General features: G+C 31.3%; 16 protein-coding genes. 7 read left to right on the top strand and 9 right to left on the bottom strand.

The features are described from left to right. The first annotated feature begins 576 nt into the window (after positions 1 to 576). Both rpiB and AX016_RS04135 read left to right on the top strand, forming a co-directional pair. On the top strand, positions 577 to 1008 hold the full coding sequence (gene rpiB, locus AX016_RS04130; protein WP_100894407.1) for a ribose 5-phosphate isomerase B: 432 nt from the start codon (positions 577 to 579) through the stop codon (positions 1006 to 1008). Positions 1009 to 1016: 8 nt separating this feature from the next. Then, positions 1017 to 1457 carry a GNAT family N-acetyltransferase gene (locus tag AX016_RS04135; protein WP_100894408.1) on the top strand — a complete coding sequence of 147 codons (441 nt, stop codon included), beginning with the start codon at positions 1017 to 1019 and terminating at the stop codon, positions 1455 to 1457. On the opposite strand, the gene AX016_RS04140 is transcribed toward AX016_RS04135, so the two are convergent. Continuing rightward, positions 1454 to 1828: a hypothetical protein gene (locus AX016_RS04140; protein ID WP_198519405.1), complete on the bottom strand. Its 375-nt coding sequence runs from the start codon at positions 1826 to 1828 to the stop codon at positions 1454 to 1456. The genes AX016_RS04135 and AX016_RS04140 overlap by 4 nt on opposite strands. A 150-nt stretch (positions 1829 to 1978) precedes the next feature. Between AX016_RS04140 and AX016_RS04145 the strand changes: the two genes are divergently transcribed. Continuing rightward, positions 1979 to 3181 (top strand): C40 family peptidase, encoded by a 1203-nt coding sequence (locus tag AX016_RS04145; RefSeq protein ID WP_100894410.1) that lies wholly within the window; start codon positions 1979 to 1981, stop codon positions 3179 to 3181. A 77-nt stretch (positions 3182 to 3258) separates the two neighbouring features. On the opposite strand, the gene AX016_RS04150 is transcribed toward AX016_RS04145, so the two are convergent. From AX016_RS04150 to AX016_RS04175, 6 genes are all read right to left on the bottom strand, one after another. Further along, positions 3259 to 3792 (bottom strand): DUF4442 domain-containing protein, encoded by a 534-nt coding sequence (locus tag AX016_RS04150; protein WP_232732597.1) that lies wholly within the window; start codon positions 3790 to 3792, stop codon positions 3259 to 3261. Between the two features lie 16 nt (positions 3793 to 3808). Then, a complete protein-coding gene (locus AX016_RS04155; RefSeq protein ID WP_100894411.1) occupies positions 3809 to 5437 on the bottom strand; it encodes a S41 family peptidase in 1629 nt (542 codons plus the stop codon). After that, positions 5421 to 5831, bottom strand: a complete 411-nt coding sequence (gene rnpA, locus AX016_RS04160) for a ribonuclease P protein component (protein WP_100894412.1) — start codon at positions 5829 to 5831, stop codon at positions 5421 to 5423. Before rnpA ends, AX016_RS04155 begins: the two co-directional genes overlap by 17 nt. 203 nt (positions 5832 to 6034) lie before the next feature. After that, the gene (locus AX016_RS04165; RefSeq protein ID WP_100894413.1) at positions 6035 to 7894 is read right to left on the bottom strand and encodes a M1 family metallopeptidase; all 1860 of its coding nucleotides are present in this window, start codon (positions 7892 to 7894) and stop codon (positions 6035 to 6037) included. Positions 7895 to 7896: 2 nt separating this feature from the next. Next, positions 7897 to 9537 carry a S8 family peptidase gene (locus tag AX016_RS04170; protein ID WP_100894414.1) on the bottom strand — a complete coding sequence of 547 codons (1641 nt, stop codon included), beginning with the start codon at positions 9535 to 9537 and terminating at the stop codon, positions 7897 to 7899. Positions 9538 to 9627: 90 nt separating this feature from the next. Then, positions 9628 to 10488, bottom strand: a complete 861-nt coding sequence (locus AX016_RS04175) for an MBL fold metallo-hydrolase (RefSeq protein WP_100894415.1) — start codon at positions 10486 to 10488, stop codon at positions 9628 to 9630. A gap of 126 nt (positions 10489 to 10614) precedes the next feature. Between AX016_RS04175 and AX016_RS04180 the strand changes: the two genes are divergently transcribed. From AX016_RS04180 to AX016_RS04190, 3 genes are all read left to right on the top strand, one after another. Beyond that, positions 10615 to 10989 carry a hypothetical protein gene (locus tag AX016_RS04180; protein WP_100894416.1) on the top strand — a complete coding sequence of 125 codons (375 nt, stop codon included), beginning with the start codon at positions 10615 to 10617 and terminating at the stop codon, positions 10987 to 10989. Between the two features lie 85 nt (positions 10990 to 11074). Next, positions 11075 to 13417, top strand: a complete 2343-nt coding sequence (locus tag AX016_RS04185; RefSeq protein ID WP_100894417.1) for a TonB-dependent receptor — start codon at positions 11075 to 11077, stop codon at positions 13415 to 13417. Positions 13418 to 13427: 10 nt separating this feature from the next. After that, complete coding sequence (locus AX016_RS04190; RefSeq protein ID WP_100894418.1) at positions 13428 to 14678, top strand: PepSY-associated TM helix domain-containing protein; 1251 nt, start codon at positions 13428 to 13430, stop codon at positions 14676 to 14678. A 29-nt stretch (positions 14679 to 14707) separates the two neighbouring features. On the opposite strand, the gene AX016_RS04195 is transcribed toward AX016_RS04190, so the two are convergent. Beyond that, entirely contained in the window at positions 14708 to 16918 is a 2211-nt protein-coding gene (locus tag AX016_RS04195) for a SulP family inorganic anion transporter (protein WP_100894419.1), read from the bottom strand. Then, entirely contained in the window at positions 16902 to 17777 is an 876-nt protein-coding gene (locus tag AX016_RS04200) for a universal stress protein (protein WP_100894420.1), read from the bottom strand. Before AX016_RS04200 ends, AX016_RS04195 begins: the two co-directional genes overlap by 17 nt. Positions 17778 to 17880: 103 nt before the next feature. On the opposite strand from AX016_RS04200, the gene AX016_RS04205 reads away from it, so the two are divergent. Then, the gene (locus tag AX016_RS04205) at positions 17881 to 19734 is read left to right on the top strand and encodes a cation:proton antiporter (protein WP_100894421.1); all 1854 of its coding nucleotides are present in this window, start codon (positions 17881 to 17883) and stop codon (positions 19732 to 19734) included. Positions 19735 to 19806: the final 72 nt, after the last annotated feature.

The following is a 19806-nucleotide window of genomic DNA, read 5'->3' on the forward strand; positions in this document are numbered from 1 at the left end:
TAATCTTAATTAAACAATTTCTTAATTTTATAGTAAAGAAAACGTTGTTATAAACATATATATAATATACTATTTTTCTTTTATTAAATTTTAAAAAAAAGAGGTGATTATAATAGTGTGTTAATATCTACAATAAAATTATGTACTATTTCTTGTATTGAACAGTAATGTAAATTTATTGTAAAGTTATTAAGTCTTTATATTTAACTTTTTATTTAGAAATCAATCTATTACCATAATTATTAACGGTTATTAACAACTTCTATTAACAACGAATTTTTAATAATTAAGAGCTAAAAAATTGTTTACATTATTAACAATGGTCTTAATATCTTTTATCTAAAAAGTAAAAAATAGATTTGGTTGAAGAAATTCTATGCTATAATGCAACAATTTTTACGAAAAACAAAATTTATGTTTTGTATACTTATTAAAGTGTTGTGAACAACTTGTTAGTTGTATGTGATACATGCAAAAATGTATGTAAAAATAGGGGTTTGTATTTATTAACAATTTTAGAACTGTATATAAAAGGTATTTGTACTTTTGTAATGTAAAACAACAAAAAACAATACAATGCATATAGCTATAGGTAATGACCACGCTGGTACAGATTATAAATTTGCGGTAATAGAGCTTTTAAAGTCTAAAGGTATAGAAGTTACTAATTACGGTACAGATAGTAATGATAGTGTAGATTATCCAGATTTTGTACATCCGGTTGCTGCAGATGTAGATGCTAAAAAAGTAGATTTTGGTATTCTTATATGTGGTAGTGGTAATGGTGTGTCTATGACAGCCAATAAATACCAAAATGTTAGGGCTGGTTTATGTTGGACTAAAGAAATTGTTTCTTTAACACGTGAGCATAACAATGCTAACATATTAAGTATACCTGCACGTTTTGTTTCTTTACCACAAGCATTAGAAATGGTGAATACATTTTTAGAAACTGAGTTTGCTGGCGGAAGACACCAAAACAGAGTAGAAAAAATAGCTTGTAATTAATACTTTATATGGTAATATGTGTTAAAAGCTTTAGTGAGCTTACCACAAAAGATTTATACGCAGTTCTACAACTTAGATCAGAGATTTTTGTTGTAGAACAAAATTGCGTTTACCAAGATATAGATGGTAAGGATTTTAATGCTTTACACGTTTTGGGTTTTAAAAATGACCAACTAGTTGCGTATACACGTATTTTTAAACCTGGAGATTATTTTAAAGACGCTAGTATTGGTAGAGTAGTTGTTAAAAAGTCTGAAAGACAACACAAGTACGGCTACAACATTATGGAAGCATCTATTACAGCCGTTAAAGAACAATTACAACAGACTACCATAAAAATCTCTGCTCAAAAATATCTTTTAAAATTTTATAATAATTTAGGTTTTAAAGAAGAAGGAGAAGAATATTTAGAAGATGGTATACCACATATGGTAATGTATAAACACTAAATTTTAATTGGTGTTTTGTTGGTTAAATTTATATCCTCTAACATTGTATCTGTAAATTTAAAATGACCTTTTGTGGTAATAATTCTAAATCTATTAGAATTCATTCTACTTAAAGTATCTAAAAACAGCCACTTAGATTTTAAAAGTTTAGGTTTATCAGACTTTAAACTTATTTCAAAAAAGTATTTTCTACCATTTTTCATAGCAACAATATCTGGAGTTATTTTATCGCCAGTATTTTTTCTAATATAAGATTTTGGTATTTCGCAATCTGTTGCATCAGCCTTAATATTTGTAAATCCTCTAGATTCTAAATAACCAATAGATTTTCTTATAAACTCGGTATTTTCAATTTTATCTGTCTCTATCATAGTTATCAACATAACAAAATAAACTTTAAATTCCTAATTTATATACTGATTAACAGTACTTTAATGTAGTTATTAACATTACAATGTTCATTTTGTCTACATTAAAATAAAATTTTCATATTTTCACTCATCCAATTAAATACGTATAAAATGATGAAGAATATCAATTCTAAAATTCCATTTATAGCACTTGCAACAATAATGGTTTTGGGTAGTTGTAAAAATGATGTAGTAAAGAAGGAAAATCCTATTTTAGAATATATAGATGATGTAAAAACAATACATGCACCAGACAAGCGTGTTGCCCTTTTTAATATTGATTCTAAAGCTGTTAATAATAGTTTTGTTTTAAAAGGAGAATCTAACCTACCAGAAGCCGTTAATGAGCTTAAAACTAAGCTAAATGAGGCTAAAATTGAATATATAGACAGTATACAATTACTACCAACAGCAGAATTTAAAAATAGCAATTGGGCCATTGTAAAAATATCTGTTGCCAATTTAAGAAGCAAAGCAGGACACTCACAAGAACTAGCAACACAAGCAACTTTAGGTACACCAGTAAAAGTATATAAAAATGATGGCGATTGGTACCTTATACAAACACCAGATAATTACTTGGCTTGGGTAGATAAAGGTGGTATAGAAATTTTAAACAATAATGACTTTAAAAACTGGAAAAAGGCAAACAAAATTATATATACTGGTATTACAGGTTTTTCTTACACGTCAACAACAGGTCATGAAATTGTCTCAGATTTAGTAGCTGGTAGTATTTTAGAATTAGTAGCTGAAGAAGGCTTATTTTACCAAGTAAAATACCCAGATGGTAGACTTGCATTTGTTAATAAAGACGAAGCACAAACGTATAATAATTGGTTAAAAGCATTAAACCCATCGCAAGAATCTTTAGTAGCAACATCTAAACAATTAATGGGTTTACCGTATTTATGGGGAGGCACATCTAGTAAAGGAGTAGATTGTAGCGGTTTTACCAAAACTATATATTTTTTAAATGGTATGGTTTTACCAAGAGATGCTTCACAACAAGTAAATGCAGGTACAATAGTAGATAAAGATAAAGATTTTAGTAAGCTAGCTGTTGGCGATTTATTGTTTTTTGGCAGACCAGCAACAGATTCTACCAAACAAAGAGTTGTACATGTTGGTATGTGGATTGGCGATAATAAATTTATACATTCCTCTGGCCGTGTACATATTAGTAGTATAGATAAAGATGCTACTAATTTTGATGAGTTTAATTTAAACAGGTATTTACAAAGTAACCGTATGTTACACCAAAATACAGAAGCTATTTTAGAACTTAAAAATGCAGCTCTTTTTATAGAGTAAAGTGTTTAGAATACACCAAAAAAATAGACCTAAAATAACAATATTTTAGGTCTATTTTTTATTTATATAAGCTAATATTATGCCTTTTGTTTCTTTCTATTTCTCATTTTTTGCTTGTAAAACTCTTTGTTGGCTACATAAATGGTTTTATGTACCACGCAAAAGGTAGTAGTGCCATCTTCACTTTTTATTTCTGTAGTTTTTTTAACCTCAATTTCGTTTTCTGTAGCAATGCGTTTTTTAATATCCTGTAGTTCCTCTTCAGTATAGGTAAAATCTGCATAAACATTTTGTTTAGCAGGCTTTTTAAAACGTATATCTGCAGCTTTATCCCAAACCACATAATCATCACCAATTAAATACAACAATTGTATCATTGGTATAGGGTCTACAGCAGAAAACAAACTACCACCAAAAATAGAATTTACATAATTTTTGTTTTTCCAACTAATAGGAATCTTCACCTTTATGTGCAGTAAATCTTTAGTAATTTCAATTATTTTACCTGTACTTCTCCTGTACATAGGCGAATAATTAAATCCGTATTTAAAGAGTATATGTTTAGAAAATAATTTTTGACCAATACTGGCCATTTTTTGGTAAACAGACATAGTATTTTTGCGTATTCTACTTTAAATAATCATTGTATTTACTTGGGTTGTTAAGCAATTCTGTAGCTGTTAAAATAGCATCGTCATGTGATAAGTAATACTCATACAAGCCATCTCTGTAAAAATAACGTTTAATAATTTCGTCTTCAATATTTTTTACAATTGCAGCCTTGTACTTATCTAAAGCTTTAATTTTATTTTTATAGATATCTACCAAAAGACTTTTGTATTTATTCTCAATTTCTTCTCCAAAAATGGCACTATCACTACTATTTATTGCAGCGGTTAATGCTTTTTCTGTTTCTGTTTCAAAAGAAAAATTAGAAGCATTTACGTGCTCTTTAAAAGCATTAAAATCTGCATCAGTAAAATTAAAATCTGCAATAGTGTTTACTTTGTTGTTGTAGTAATAGTTTGTAGCATAGTCAAAAATAACATTGTTAACAAGCAATGCTTTTGTTAGCGAGTTTGTTTTAGCAGCAGCAATTTGTATTTCTGGTAAAACACCACCACCATCTTGTACTTTACGTCCGTTTTTGGTTTTAAACTCATTAAACTTAGTGTTTTTTACGGCTTTGCCATTTTTATCCCTGTGCCAATAATCTAAAGACTGTATACATCTACCGCTAGGCGTGTAATACCTAGAAATAGTAACCTTTAATTGCGTACCATAGGTAAGTTTTAAAGGTCTTTGTACCAAACCTTTTCCAAAACTACGTGCACCAACAATTACAGCTCTGTCTAAATCTTGTAAGCTGCCCGAAACAATTTCACTGGCAGACGCACTAGAGCCATTTACAAGTACAACTAAAGGAATTTCTGTATCTACAGCAGCGTTTCTTGTAGTGTATGTTTTATTAAACTTTTTAACCTTAGATTTTGTAGTTACAATAAGCTCTCCTCTAGGAACAAACAAATTGGTAACGTTTATAGCTTCAGACAACAAACCACCCGGATTTCCTCTTAAATCAAGTATTATTTTTTCTGCACCTTCATTTTTAAGGTTAACCAATGCTTCTTTTGTTTGTGAAGATGCTTTTTGGTTAAACTTAGTTAATACAATATAACCTGTTTTAGCATCTACCATTTTATAAAAAGGAACTGCATCTACATCTATATCTTCTCTGTTAATAGTAGTAGTTGCATTTTTACCTTGTCTTTTATAAACCACATTAACGCTAGTATTACTGGCACCTTTTAAAAGTTCTGTAGCATCATCTTTAAAATCTGCAACGTCTGTATCACCAATCTTTATAATTTCATCGCCAGACTTTAAACCAGCTTTGTCTGCTGGTGATCCTTTATAGGCTTCAATAATTAACATTTTATCTTTGTAGCTACGTACAACAGCACCAATACCAGAATATTTACCAGCATTATTTATACGGTAAGCTTCTACATCTTGTTCATTTAAAAAACGAGTATAAGGGTCTAAACCATTTAGCATATTTTTAATGGCATTGTCCATTAATTCTGCCGGATTGGTTTCATCCACATAATTCATATTTAACTCTTTAAAGAGCGTAGTAAAAATTTCTATCTGTTTTGCTATTTCAAAAAAATCGCCTTTAAAACTACTGGTTCCTATTAAAATACAAACCGCAAAAACAGGAATAATTACTTTTTTCTTAAATACGTTCTTCATTGTTTACTTTCTTATAAAATTTGGCAAGAACCTCTACCATAGATTTCTCTATTTCAGCGTAATCTGGCATCTTTTTACCAAGGTATAAAAATAGTAACGCAAATTCTTTATCTATGTTGTTAAAAATTACGTGTTTGTTAAGTCTGTAACCTTCTCGTAATAATCTTTTAATTTTATTACGGTCTACAGCACTTTTAAAATTACGTTTGGGCACTGTTACACCTACTTTTAAAGGGGTGTTTTCTAATGTGCAAGGCAAGTAAATTAGTTTAATAGGAAAGCTAGATACACTTTTACCATTTGTAAACAATTCTCCAATTAACTTTTTACTTTTCAGTTTTTCCTTAGTAGGAAAACAAAAATTTGAAGCATCTGTTTGTTCTTGGGTAGGCATTAAAAATGTATTAGTTAGTTTTTTATTGAAAAAGATATGTATTAAAATAAATCTATATCCTGTTCAAAAGCAAAGGTATTATAAAGTTACTATTTTTAGCTATCTATTAGTTCTTTATCTTTTTTTGATGCTGTTTATACTAATAAAAAAATCCGTTTAAAGCAAAGCTCTAAACGGATTTAATATAGTAATAAGGCTATAAATTATTCTGCCTGAAAAACATTGTTTTCTTTGTTAACATCTGCCGTTAAATTAGATGGGTCTATAACAATTGCTTTAATACTTGCTTTTGGCTTGTTAATAGTAAAGCTGTAGTTAGAGTTTGCCCAAGGCCAATCTGGTAACACTGTTCTTTTTAAGTTGGTATAAGGGTTTTCTTTTTCGCCACGCATCATACGTAACGGAGCATAAAACGTTTCTTGTGTACCATCTGTATAAACAACTAAAATATCTAAAGGCATTGGCATTAAACCTATTCTTTCTAAAGAAACTGTAGATGCATTGTTAGCTTCTGTAACTTCTTTAATACCATAATCTATAGTATTTGTAGTTTGTGTCCAGTCTGTTAAATACCAGTCTAACTCCATACCAGAAACCTTTTCTGCGGTTCTTTTAATATCGTTAGGTATTGGGTGCTTAAATTTAAAATCCTCGTAGTATTTACGTACTGTTTTCATTAAGTTTTCTTGTCCAATAATATATCCTAATTGAGATAAAAATATAGAACCTTTACTGTAAGCAGCAATACTATACGGCGTATTTTCATGGTAACGATCTGCATGTGTAGTTTGCGGTTGTTCTTTACCAGAATTTACTAGGTAATAATAACCACGGTAAGATCCTTCAAAAGGATTGTCTTTTTTCTGATCCATTACCTCGTTCATACACAATGAAGAAATAAAAGTTGTAAAGCCTTCATCCATCCACTCGTGTTTAGCTTCGTTAGTTGCTAATACGTGCTGAAACCAAGAGTGTGCCATTTCATGTGCTGTTGTACCTGCAAGGCTACCAAACTTTTTACCACCAGCAATTAACGTACTCATAGCATACTCCATACCACCATCTCCACCTTGTATAATAGAGTATTGTTTGTATGGGTATTTACCAACGTTTTTACTAAAAAACTGCATCATTTCTGCAGCTTTAGGCTGTACTTTTTCCCAGTTTGCTTTTATTTCAGCATCATCACCTTGGTATAAGAAGTGTAATAATGGTCCGTTTTCTACTTGTAATGTGTCATGAATATAATCTGGATCTGCAGCCCACATAAAATCGTGTACCATTGGAGCTTTAAAGTGCCAAGTTAATTTTTTACCACGTTGCTTTTTTACTTTAGTTCCAGGAGTTTCATATCCGTGACCTATTTCATTAGCGTTTTGTAAATAACCAGAACCACCAACAACATAGTCTTTATCTATTGTAAGTTTTACATCAAAATCTCCCCAAACACCATGAAATTCTCTTGCAATGTATGGGTCTGCGTGCCAACCTTCAAAATCATATTCTGCTAATTTTGGGTACCACTGTGTCATAGACAAAGAAACACCGTCTTTGCTATTACGACCAGATCTACGTATTTGTACAGGAACCTGACCTTTAAAAACCATATCAAAAGTTGTTTTAGACCCAGCAGCAATTGGTTTAGCCAATTCTACTACTAAAACAGTACCTTCTACACTATACTTTACAGGAACACCATCTTGTTTTAAAGATGAAACCTTAATAAAACCAATTTCGTCCTCTTTTAAAGTCTCTATTCTACTGTTTTTGTCTTTATCTACCATTCTTCCGTCAGGATCTGCAATGCTGTGTAAGCGAGCATCCATTTCACTTCCTGGTTGAAAAGCATTAAAATATAAATGATAATATACACGTGTTAATTCTTCAGGAGAATTGTTGGTGTATACTAACTTCTGTGTACCATCATACTGGTAGTTTTCTACATTCATGTCTATCTCCATAGCATAGTCTACGTGTTGTTGCCAATACGAACCATTTTGTGCAGATAAAGGAGAAAGCAACGTTGTAAACGCTGCAACTCCTGCAATTAATAATTTTTTCATAATTATAATTTTATTTTTCCTTTAGAAACACTTTCAGCTAATAAAAGAGCGTTATATAAGTTTACCATTTTACCAGATGTAGATAAATTAGCTAATGTATTACTGTTAGCAGGGTCACCACCAACAACTACTTTAGTTTTAGTAGGAATACCAGACTGCATAATTATTTTTTTAACCTGTGCAGCAGTTAATTTAGGATACTGAGATCTAATTACTGCAGCAACACCAGCAACACCAGGCGAAGCCATAGAAGTACCACCCATAAACTCATATTTACTACCTGGCACTGTAGAGTAAATTGCTGCACCTGGAGCAAAAACATCTACATTAATTTTACCGTAGTTAGAGAAATCTGCAAGCATTGTAGATCCGTACTTGTTAGCCAAAGCACCAACAGTAATTACGTTATCTGCAAATTCTGCACCATTTTTAATTTGGTCATTAGGGTAGTTAGGATTGTTTTCATAATCATCTAAATCTGCACCATCATTACCAGCAGCGTGTACAAAAAGAACATCTTTTTCTGCAGCATATTTTAAAGCTTCGTAAACCCATTCTGCTTTTGGAGAAAATGCTTTACCAAAACTAGCGTTAATTACTTTAGCTCCGTTATCTACAGCGTAACGTATACCTAAAGCAATATCTTTATCATACTCATCACCGTTAGGTACTGCTCTAACACTCATAAGCTCAACATTGTTAGCAACACCGTTAGCGCCTTTACCATTGTTACGTTCTGCAGCAATAATACCAGCAACGTGCGTACCGTGACTTTCTGTATCTACAGAGTTCATAGGATTACCGTTACCATATTTTGTATCTGTAATATCGTAAGGGTTGTCACCAACAGGCTCTCTACCGTTAAAATCTTTGTTTAAGTTGTAATTTACCTGATCTGTAAAGTATGTAATACCACCAGTTATACTTTTAATAGCTTCTGGAATAGAAGCACTAAAAGAATACATTTGGTTTAAAACAGCAAGGTTACGTTGCATAGCCTCGTCTTTAGCAGTAATACCAGCTAGGTCTTCTTTAGTGTAACTATCTTTACCTAATTCTTTTTTAACAGCTTCATCTGCATTTTTTACAGCTTGTAAAATTTGCTCATACCTTTGTTTACCTGCTAAAGCTTCAGCATAGTCTGCTTCTACTTGTGCCTTAGCTTTAGCTAAAGTTGCAGCATCGCCAAGGTTTAAACGTACCATTCTAGCACTTTCTAATTGTTCATTGTAAGAATCTCCTAAAAAGTTATAACCGTGTACATCATCAATAAAACCATTGTTATCATCATCTTTATTGTTTCCTGGAATTTCTTTAGAATTTGTCCATAAAACATTTTTAAGATCCTCGTGGTTTAAATCCATTCCAGAATCCATAACCGCTACAATTACTTTTGTACCTTTTTTATTGCCAATAAGCTCTTTGTAAGCTTTATCTACACTCATTCCTGGTATAGTGTCCGTAGCAAGATCTGCGTGACCCCAATTTTGTTTTTGTTGTTCTGTTAATTCTGATACTTTTAAAGGTAAAGCATCTATATTTTCTACAGGAGTAGAAACTAATGTAGGAGCAGAGCCACAGCTAGCCATAATTATGGCAACAGCTGATAAGCTTAAAACAGATTTTGTTATTCTGATATTCATATTATGTTAATTTAATTTGTGTATTTAATTTTTGATGAATTTAGTAATTTCTTTGTAAATGGTTGTTATACCAGTAATTGAAGCACTTTTTTAATTAAAAAGCTCATTAAACGTAAATGTTTCATTTAGTCTAACTCCTTTTTCTGTGTGCTTTACAGTACAGATTTCATTGTGTGCATCATGTTCTAATACCAAATAATAATTATTATCTGCTGCAGAGTTTAAAAACACTTCTTTTTCAGACAATGTTAATAAAGGTCTGGTATCAAAACCCATTACGTATGGTAATGGTAAATGGCCAACTGTTGGTAGTAAATCTGCCATAAAAACCAATGTTTTTCCTTTGTATTTTATATGCGGAATCATTTGTTTTTCTGTGTGTCCGTCTGCATAAAAAATACCAAAACCTAGTTCAGACTTGGCTTCAAACTGATTCTTATTTGGCTTTAAAAACTTTAATTGCCCGCTTTGCTGCATAGGCATTATGTTTTCTGTTAAAAACGATGCTTTTTCACGTGCGTTAGGTTTTGTGGCCCAATTCCAATGATTTTCATTAGTCCAAAATGTTGCATTTTTAAAGGCAACTTCAAAACCTGTACGGTCTTTATTCCAAACGGCACAACCACCAGAATGGTCAAAATGTAAGTGTGTTAAAAAAACGTCTGTAATATCGTCCTTACTAAAACCTAATTTTTTTAATGAATTATCTAAGGTATGGTCTCCCCACATATAGTAATACCCAAAAAACTTATCGGACTGTTTATTACCCATACCAGTGTCTATAAGTATAAGTCTGTTACCGTCTTCTATTAATAAGCAACGGCCAGCAATATCTATCATATTGTTAGCATCTGCCGGGTTAGTTCTTGTCCATATAGCTTTAGGAACAACGCCAAACATTGCACCGCCATCTAACTTAAAATTGCCTGTTTCTATTGGGTAAATCTTCATATAGAGTGCAAATTATGAAATTGCTTTAAATATGTTGCACTGCTTATGAATTAATTAAGAAAGTACAATCTATTTTTTTTTATCAAACTAAAACAATCTATTTTTGCTTTTCACAAACACTATAGAGTGAAAATCTATTTTTCCTTCATTTTATTTTTCGTATTTGCATTAAGGCCAGTATATAATATTGGTTGTTTTGCGTATTATGAATTAAATATAGATTACATAATAGAGAAATACTGTGTTAATAAAGAAAAACCACAGTTAGAGTGTAACGGAAAGTGTCATTTAACAAATCAATTAGCTCTTAATAATTCAGATTCAGAAGATTCTTCTCCATTATTTACCTTTTTTGATGCTTTTTATCCAGTGTATTTTCAAAAATATAATCCTAATTTTAACTTAAAATGCGATCGTTTTTTTGTTAAAAATAAATGGAATTATAACAACCAATTTTCTTCTGTATTTTATAAAGAAATAGACAAGCCACCACGGTATTAATTTAATTTATCGGTTTAAAAATAGGAGTGTTTAGTTATAAATTTAACTAGACCACACCTGCTATTTAATGCATTAAATTTTACACATGAAAAAAATATTTATGCTTGCCATATTATTGGTGAGTTTAGGTGGCTATGCCCAAAAAAAATACAACGGAAAAGTTGTAGATGCTTATAATAACCCACTACAAAACGCAACAATACAGTTACAATCTAATTTAAAAAACACTGTTGTTACAGATAAAGACGGTAAATTTTCTATTACTACTTTACAAGATAAACCAATAGCAATAATACGTTACGTAGGCTACGTAACACGCACCCAAGAGCTTTTTACTCAAGAAAATAATATTACTTTGACTTTAAATGAAGAGCGTTTAAAAGAAGTTGTAGTTTCTGGAAGTAGAGAAGCGCAACAAAGAAGTGATGTGCCTGCTTCTATTTCTGTAATTACAGCTAAGCAAATAGAGGAAGCAAAAGCTATTGGTATAGACCAATTGGTAAATAATGTTCCTGGGGTTTTAATGTCTACATCTAGGGCAGCAAGTAACGAGCAACATTTTATGTCTGTACGTTCTCCTATATCTACAAAATCTTTGTTTTTGTACTTAGAAGATGGTTTGCCTATTAGACCAACAGCAGTATTTAACCACAATACATTGTTAGAAATGAATGACATTTCTTATGATAGAATGGAGGTTATTAAAGGTCCTGCTTCTAGTATTTATGGTAGCGAGTCTATTGGTGGAAGTTTTAACTTTATAACAAAGCAACCAACAAGAGATTTATCTGGTGGTATAACTTACCAAGTAAACGATCTTGGTTTGTCTAAATACAGTTTAGAGTTGTCACAGTACGCATCAGAAAAGGTTGGTTTTTACATAGGAGCACAATATGTACAGCGTAAAGATGGACCTGTAGAGCATAGCAATTATGAAAAATTTGCACTTACGTTTAAAAACGTAAATCACTTATCACAAACATTAAACTGGACAAATGTTTTTGATATTATTGAATACAGGTCAGATATGTCTGGCTCTATAAGCGAAGAAGATTATTCTGCTGGTAATTATGAAAGTGACCAAACATTTACAGAAAGAGAAGCAGTGGCCTTTAGAGTTAGGAGTACTTTAGATAAACGTTGGAACAGCAATAACAAAACAACACTTAATCTTGTTTTTAGAAGAAACGGAATGGATCAAATTCCTTCTTACAGAGTAAGTCAGTTTAGAGAAAATGGTAGGTTAACAGGTGTAGCAAAAGGAGAAATAAATAGCAACTCATACAACAGTTATGTAAGTTTAATTCAGCATAAAATAAACTTTAATTTTGCTAGTTCATCTTTAATTATTGGTGCTTCTGTAGATTATTCTCCGCAGAGTTACAATGCAGAAAATATAAGTGTAACAGTAGATACAAATACAGGTAAAAACTTAAGCTATACTACTAATTCTGGAGATTATATTTTAAACTATAATGCAGATATTTTAAATTATGCCAATTACTTTCAGTTTGAAATAAACCCAACAGAAAATGTAAAATTAACAGCTTCTGTACGTTATGATGGGTTTGACTATAATTACAACAATTTAATTGATGGTTTAGCAGGTCCAAAAGATTCTAAAAATAACTACAATAATATTTCTCCTAAATTAGGAATAAACTATAATTTAAATAAAAGTATAGGGTTATACGCTAATTATTCTAACGGGTTTACGCCACCACAAACATCTACTTTATACAGAAATAGTTTTGTAGGCGTTGGCGGCGATGTGTTTAATTTAAAACCAAGTAACTATGATAATTTTGAGTTAGGAACCTATTTAAAAATAGAAAATAAGTTAAAGGTAGATGCAGCTATTTACCTTTTAGATGGTAAAAATACATTGGTTACATTACGTGATGATGAAGATAACTTTTTTAACGCAAATGCAGGTAAAACAAGATCTTATGGCGTTGAGTATGGTGTAACATATAATCCAACTAAAGAGATTACCATAACGCACAACGGTAGCTATGCAAAACATCGTTATGTTAGTTTTTTTGATGGAGGAGTAGACTATTCAGACACAGACCGCGAAACAGCACCTAAACTTTTAGGAACATCTAAAATTGCTTATAAACCGTCACTAGTAAAAGGGTTAATGTTAAGCCTAACACATGAAATGGTAGGTAAATACAATACTAGTTTTGAAAATCAAGTTAAAAACAGTGATGATACCTTTAGTACAGCAACATATAAAGGTCACAACATATTTAACGCTTTAGTCTCGTATAACATTAAAAACTGTGAGATTTGGGTAAATGCACTTAATATTTTTGATGATTTATATGCTGCAAGAGCGAGTTATAATAAATACAGAGGAGCAAATAGCTACACAATTGGTAACCCAAGAGCTTTTCATTTAGGAATAAAATATAACTTTTAATTTTTTTAAAATGATAGAGAAAAATAGAAAGTTAAATCAATGGGTATGGAAATGGCATTTTATAGCTGGCTTAGTAGCATTGCCCTTTGTTTTTTTATTAGCAATAACTGGCGGTATTTATTTGTTTAAAGAAACATATGATGCTCCAAAACAAGCGCATATAACAACAGTAGAAGACAGAGGTAAACTTGTTAGTTTTCAAGAACAATGGCAAGTAGCAAAAAACGTGTCTAAACGGCCACCAAATACTATGGTAGTTCCTACACAAAAAAATGAAGCTACAGAGTTTATTACAGGAAGATTTAGCCATAAAACAAGTACTTATATAAACCCTTTTAAAAATAAAGTTACAGGTTCTATAAAACCAAAGGACTCTAATATGCATATTGTTAGAAAACTGCACGGAGAACTTTTATTGGGTAAGTTTGGAACCAAAATAGTAGAGCTTGTTGCTAGTTGGCTTTTTGTGTTAATTATAACCGGAGTTTATGTTTTTTGGCCCAATAAAAAACAAGGGATAAAAGGTTTTTTTACCATACGACTTAAAGAGGGAAAACGTACATTATATAGAGATTTACATACCGTTTTTGGTTTTTGGATATCTATTTTGTTACTACTAACCTTGGCAGGAGGTATGCCTTGGACAGATGTTTTTGGTGATAATTTTAGAAGTTTACAAAATGCCACTAATACAGGATTTCCAGCAACGTGGGATGGTAAAAGTTTAGAATCTACTGTAAAAGGTAATCCTATTTCTTTAGACGAAATGGTTGTAAAGGCAAAGGCCTTAAAGTTAAAAGGTAAATTAAATATAGGTTTGCCAGCAAGTGATAAAGGCGTTTATACTGTGTTTAACGAAACCTTTGACTTGGATAAACAAAAACGGTTTCATTTTGATCAATATTCAGGAGTACAGTTGCTAAAACACAATTGGGAAGATGTAGGTGTTTTAATGCGCGGTAGAATGTGGGTTATGGCTTTTCATCAAGGGCAATTTGGACTTTGGAACTGGATTTTAATGCTTGGTGTTGCACTATTATTAGCTTTTGTTAGTATAGCAGGATTACTATCATACCTAAAAAGAAAGAAAAAAGGAGAATGGGGTGTACCTAAAGTTCCTGTAAAGTTTAAAGTTGGCTACGGTATAATAGCTATAATTGCTTTACTCTCTGTTATTTTTCCTTTATTTGGTATAAGTGTAGTATTAATAATAGTTGTAGATTTTTTCAAAAATAAGAAACAAACAGTAATACAGAACTAAATAAAAAGGGAGCATTTTGCTCCCTTTTTTTATTGTAAAATTTGATGCAATTGCTTTCCAAAATATAGCATTGCTTTAACTTCTTGTACACTTAATAAGCGTTCCTTTTTTATAATTAGTAGCGCAGACCCATTACACTCTATGTGGTAATAAGGATTACTTTCTAAAAATAGAATAAGCTCATTTGTAAATAGCTGTTGTATTTGGGCTGGCTTTTCTCCACTTAGATAAAATCTACGGTTAAAATCTGGGTGGTTATCTATGCTCAACTCTTTAAAACCAGCTAAGCTGTAAAGGTATTTTATAAGTCCTTCTTTATCTAAAGTAAAAACAGGTACTTCCCTATCTAATTTTATATGTAAAACAGTAGTTTTTATTACTTCTCGGGCAATAAAAGCACCTTCAGTAAACTCTACATCCATAAGAGCAACTTTGCTGTTTTTTGCTATAAGTTGATTATAAAAATAACGTATTTCTCTACTTTTAAAGAAAACAAAATCGGTAAAAAAACTAGCATTTTTATTTTTCTCTGGTATGTAATTCCATTTAAAATCTGAAGCTGTATTTTTAAGCAGTAACTGCCTTTTGGTAAGGTTACCACCTACTGGAGCTAATTTTGTAGCAAACGGAAGTATTTTACGTATGGCAAATGGGTGTGCAGAGTCGGTACCATGCTTATCTAGCCCAATAAGCTCTATACTACCACCCTTTTTACTAAATGTGTCTATATAACCCTCTAGGCCTTCCATAACAGTGTGGTCTACAAAATTACACATAGAAAAATCTAAAACTACATCATTATCTTCTGGTATAGCATCTAGTTTATTTTTTAGTTTGTAAAAATTTAAAAAGCTACAAAAATATTTTACACTAATATAAAAGTTACCACCATCTGGCTCTTTATACATTAAAATATTTGGCTTTAATAAGTTGCTAAAAAATAAAGAAAAGCTTTTGTTTAGTATTACGTGAATTAAAAAAGTAATTAAAATACCTGCACTTATACCAGTAATTAGGTTTGTAAACAATGTTGTTAAAAGCGTAACTAAAAATATAATTATTTGCTCTTTACCAATTTTAGCAACTTTTTGTAATGTTTTTGGTGTAGCTAATTTATAACCTGTATATACCAAAATAGCAGCTAAGGCAGCTAAAGGTATTTTACGTAATTGTTCCTGAAAAAGTAGCACAAAAGCAGCTAAAAAGAATGCATGAAAAAAGTTTGCAGACTTATTAGTAGCACCATTATTAACATTTACAGAACTACGAGCAATAACGGTTACAACGTTTATACCACCTAAAAAACCACTAGCAATAGAGGCTACACCCAAGGCTTTTAAGTCTCTATTTACATTAGAACGCCTGTTTAAAGGGTCTAACTTATCTACAGCTTTTATACTAAGTAAAGATTCTATACTTGCAATAAGCGTGATAGAAAAAACGGCTATTATAAAATTGGGCTGGTATATTTTTGAAAAATCTGGAAAAGCTAAATTAGAAGTAACATCTTCAGGTATTTTTACCAAAAAATCTTTAGTTAGCGGATAATTAATATCTAAACTTGCTAACAAATAACTAAGCCCTACAACAAGTACAATAATCCACATAGGAGCAGGTATAAGCTGAAAGTATTTGTTTCTAATTTTAGCATAAAAAACCATAATTAGTAAACTAACAATACCAATTGCAGCAGCAATTAAAACGCTAATATCTGTGGTTATCCATAAATTTTGTATGCCTTCCGGAAACTGTTTTAGTAATGATACTATAGAGCCACTAGCGCCATTATTACCTAGCATTATATGAAACTGTTTAGAGAGGATTCCTATACCAATTGCTGCAAGCATACCCTCTATAGCAGAGGCTGGGAAAAAATCTGCAAGACGGCCCATTTTTAAAAAACCAAGTATAATCATTACCAAGCCAGATACAATAATGGCAGCAAGTGTAAATAAGTATCCTTGGTACAAATCACCATCTCCTAAAGTGTAAATAGCACTTAGCAAAACAATTACCATACCGTTACCAGGACCAGAAATTGTAACATTAGAGCCTCCTAAAATAGATACAATTAAGCCACCAACAATAGCGGCAATAACACCAGAAATTGGAGGTGCTTCACTAGCTAATGCTAAACCTAATCCTAAGGGTAATGCTATTAATGAAACTACAAAACCAGAAAATATGTTTTTAGGTAGTGCACTTACAAATGTTTTTGTTTTATTAGTTTTCGGAGTCAAATCGGTTACGTATTATAAATAAATCTGTTGGTAAGTCAGATAAAATATATTCTATATCATGAGGAAAAATACGATCTAAAATTCCTGTTTTAGACGGAGCATTCATTACCAATAAATCTGCTCTAACAATTTCAGCATAATGACCAATAGAGTATCCCCTTTTGCCAAAAATGCCCTGGTTTTTAATTTTAATTCCCTTTTTACAAGTTTCAGGAATGTCTTTTACAATTTCTCTAACCCTTTGTTCTTCTCGGTGTTTTAATCGTTCTTTAACAATATTTACTTTTTTTAGTGTTTTGTCATCCTGTACACTAACCTGAATATCTTTCTGCAAAATTTCTTCTACAATGGTTACTTGGGGAGCACCAAGTGCATCTGCAATATAAAAAGCGGAATTTATAGTAAGTGGTGTGTCTGGTGCATCTAAACCGTTTACAACAATATTTTTACAAGGTACACGCTCTATAGATGGCTTAATAAGCAGTAAAACAGAACAACATACTTTACGTGTAAGCTTACGAGCAATAGAACCTACATAAAATTTAAACATATTTTCTTTTTGTAGTGCACCAAGAATTAGCAAATCTATATTACTCGTTTTACAGGCATTTGTAATTACATCTATAGGGTCTCCATTTTCCCATTTAACCTCTACATCTAAATTTTTGTATTCTGTTTTGTTTAAAAAAGATGCAATTTTGGTTTCTTTTTCTGAAGTTTTAGAACCAACATGAAGTAGTATTAACTTGGCCTTAAAAAAATGTGCTATCCTTGTAGTCTCCAAAATATTTATTTCTAATTTTGGGGAGAAAGCAAATCCAAAAAGAATCGTTTTAAAAGGACGATTTTTGTAAACCATAAACTAAATTTAGCCCAAGATAGTACAATTATACAAGAAAAGTAATCTGTTCATAAAAATTGCTTTTTAAAATTAAAATGCTATTTTTCAAAAAAAATAAATTATGCTGGAATTAGCCGGAATTATAATACTAGGAATACTAGCACAGTGGTTTGCTTGGAAATTAAAATTACCTGCAATTTTACCCTTAATTTTAATAGGGTTAATAGTGGGGCCAATATCCACTCTTTTTACAGAAGATAACAGTAAAATTATTGAACCAATTTGGAACGGAACAACAGGTCTTTTCCCTGGTGATAGTTTGTACTACTTTGTATCTCTTGCAATTAGTATTATTTTGTTTGAAGGAGGTTTAACTTTAAAAAGATCAGAGATTAAAAATATAGGTCCTGTAATTTCTAAGTTAATAACCATTGGTTCTTTAGTTACGTTTTTTGGTGCAGGTGTTGCTGCCCACTATATTTTAGGTTTAAGTTGGTCAATTTCATTTTTATTTTCAGGATTAATTATAGTAACTGGCCCAACGGTAATAACTCCTATTTTAAGAAACATACCTTTAAAAAAAGATATTTCTGCAGTCCTTAAATGGGAAGGTATTTTAATAGATCCAATTGGTGCTTTAGTTGCCGTTTTGGTATATGAGTTTATTAGTGTTGGTGGTGGTGGAGATTTTACGTTTACTGCTTTAATAGAGTTTGGTAAAATACTTTTATTTGGTACCACTTTTGGTTTTACGTTTGCACACGGTTTAACAGCTGCTGTAAAACGTAATTTTATTCCGCATTATTTACTTAATGTGGTGTCTTTATCTGTAGTATTACTTGTATTTGTAATGTCTGATGTTTTTGCACACGAATCTGGTTTACTAGCCGTAGTAGTAATGGGTATGGTAATGGGTAACACAGATTTACCTAATATTAAAGAGTTACTTTATTTTAAAGAATCTTTAAGTGTACTGTTAATATCTATCTTATTTATATTGTTATCTGCCAATATTAACATAGCAGATTTAGAGCTTATTTTTAATTGGGGTACTTTAATTCTTTTTGCAGTTATTGTATTTGTTGTAAGGCCACTTGGTGTGTTTTTAAGCACAAGAGGATCTAACCTTCATTTAAAAGAAAAACTTTTTATTAGCTGGGTTGGTCCAAGAGGTATTGTAGCAGCAGGTATAGCGTCATTATTTGGTTCTAAATTATTTTCTAAGGGTGTTCCTGGGGCAGATTATATTACCCCTTTGGTGTTTGTTATAGTATTAGGTACAGTTTTACTTAATGCAACTACCGCAAGGATGTTTGCAAAATTGGTTGGTGTTTTCTTAAAAAGATCAGAAGGTATTTTAATTATTGGAGGGTCTAAATTATCTAGATTAATAGCAAATTATTTAAAAGACCACAACAGACACGTAGTATTAATAGACAATAACCAAACCAATATAAGCAAAGCAAAAAAGTTAGGTTTAGACGCTATTAACGCCAATATTTATTCAGATTCTTTAACAGATAATATAGAGTTGAGTGATATGGGCTATGTTATGGCGCTTACTGCAAACTCTGATATCAACAATTTTGCAGTTAAAAAGTTTGAAAAGCAATTTGGTGAAAATGGTTCTTTTAGATTGGTAAATTCTGATGAGATGAACGATCCAGAGAATAACCCTAAAGAAGGTTTATTTTCTCATACAGATGATTTTATTAAGTTGATGGAAGCAGCACGTAAATACCCAACAATACACGAAATAAAATTAAAAGACCAAATCCATTATGAAGGTTTAATAGAGATTACAAAAGCCGATGAAAATATTATTCCAATATTTTTAAAATCACCAGATGGTGAGTTACATATTATACCTGCGTTTAGTACATCTTTTACAGATATTACAGAAGGTTATGAACTTGTTTACTTAGGTAAAATGTTCGATGTAGATAAGCACGCAGACATATCTGAAGAAGAATAAAAACAAATATTGTAAATAAAAAAGGCTTCCTGTTACAGGAAGCCTTTTTAGTTTTTAGCAATTACAATTGGT

This window comes from Cellulophaga sp. RHA19 (genome assembly GCF_002813425.1).
Classification (GTDB): Bacteria; Bacteroidota; Bacteroidia; order Flavobacteriales; family Flavobacteriaceae; genus Cellulophaga.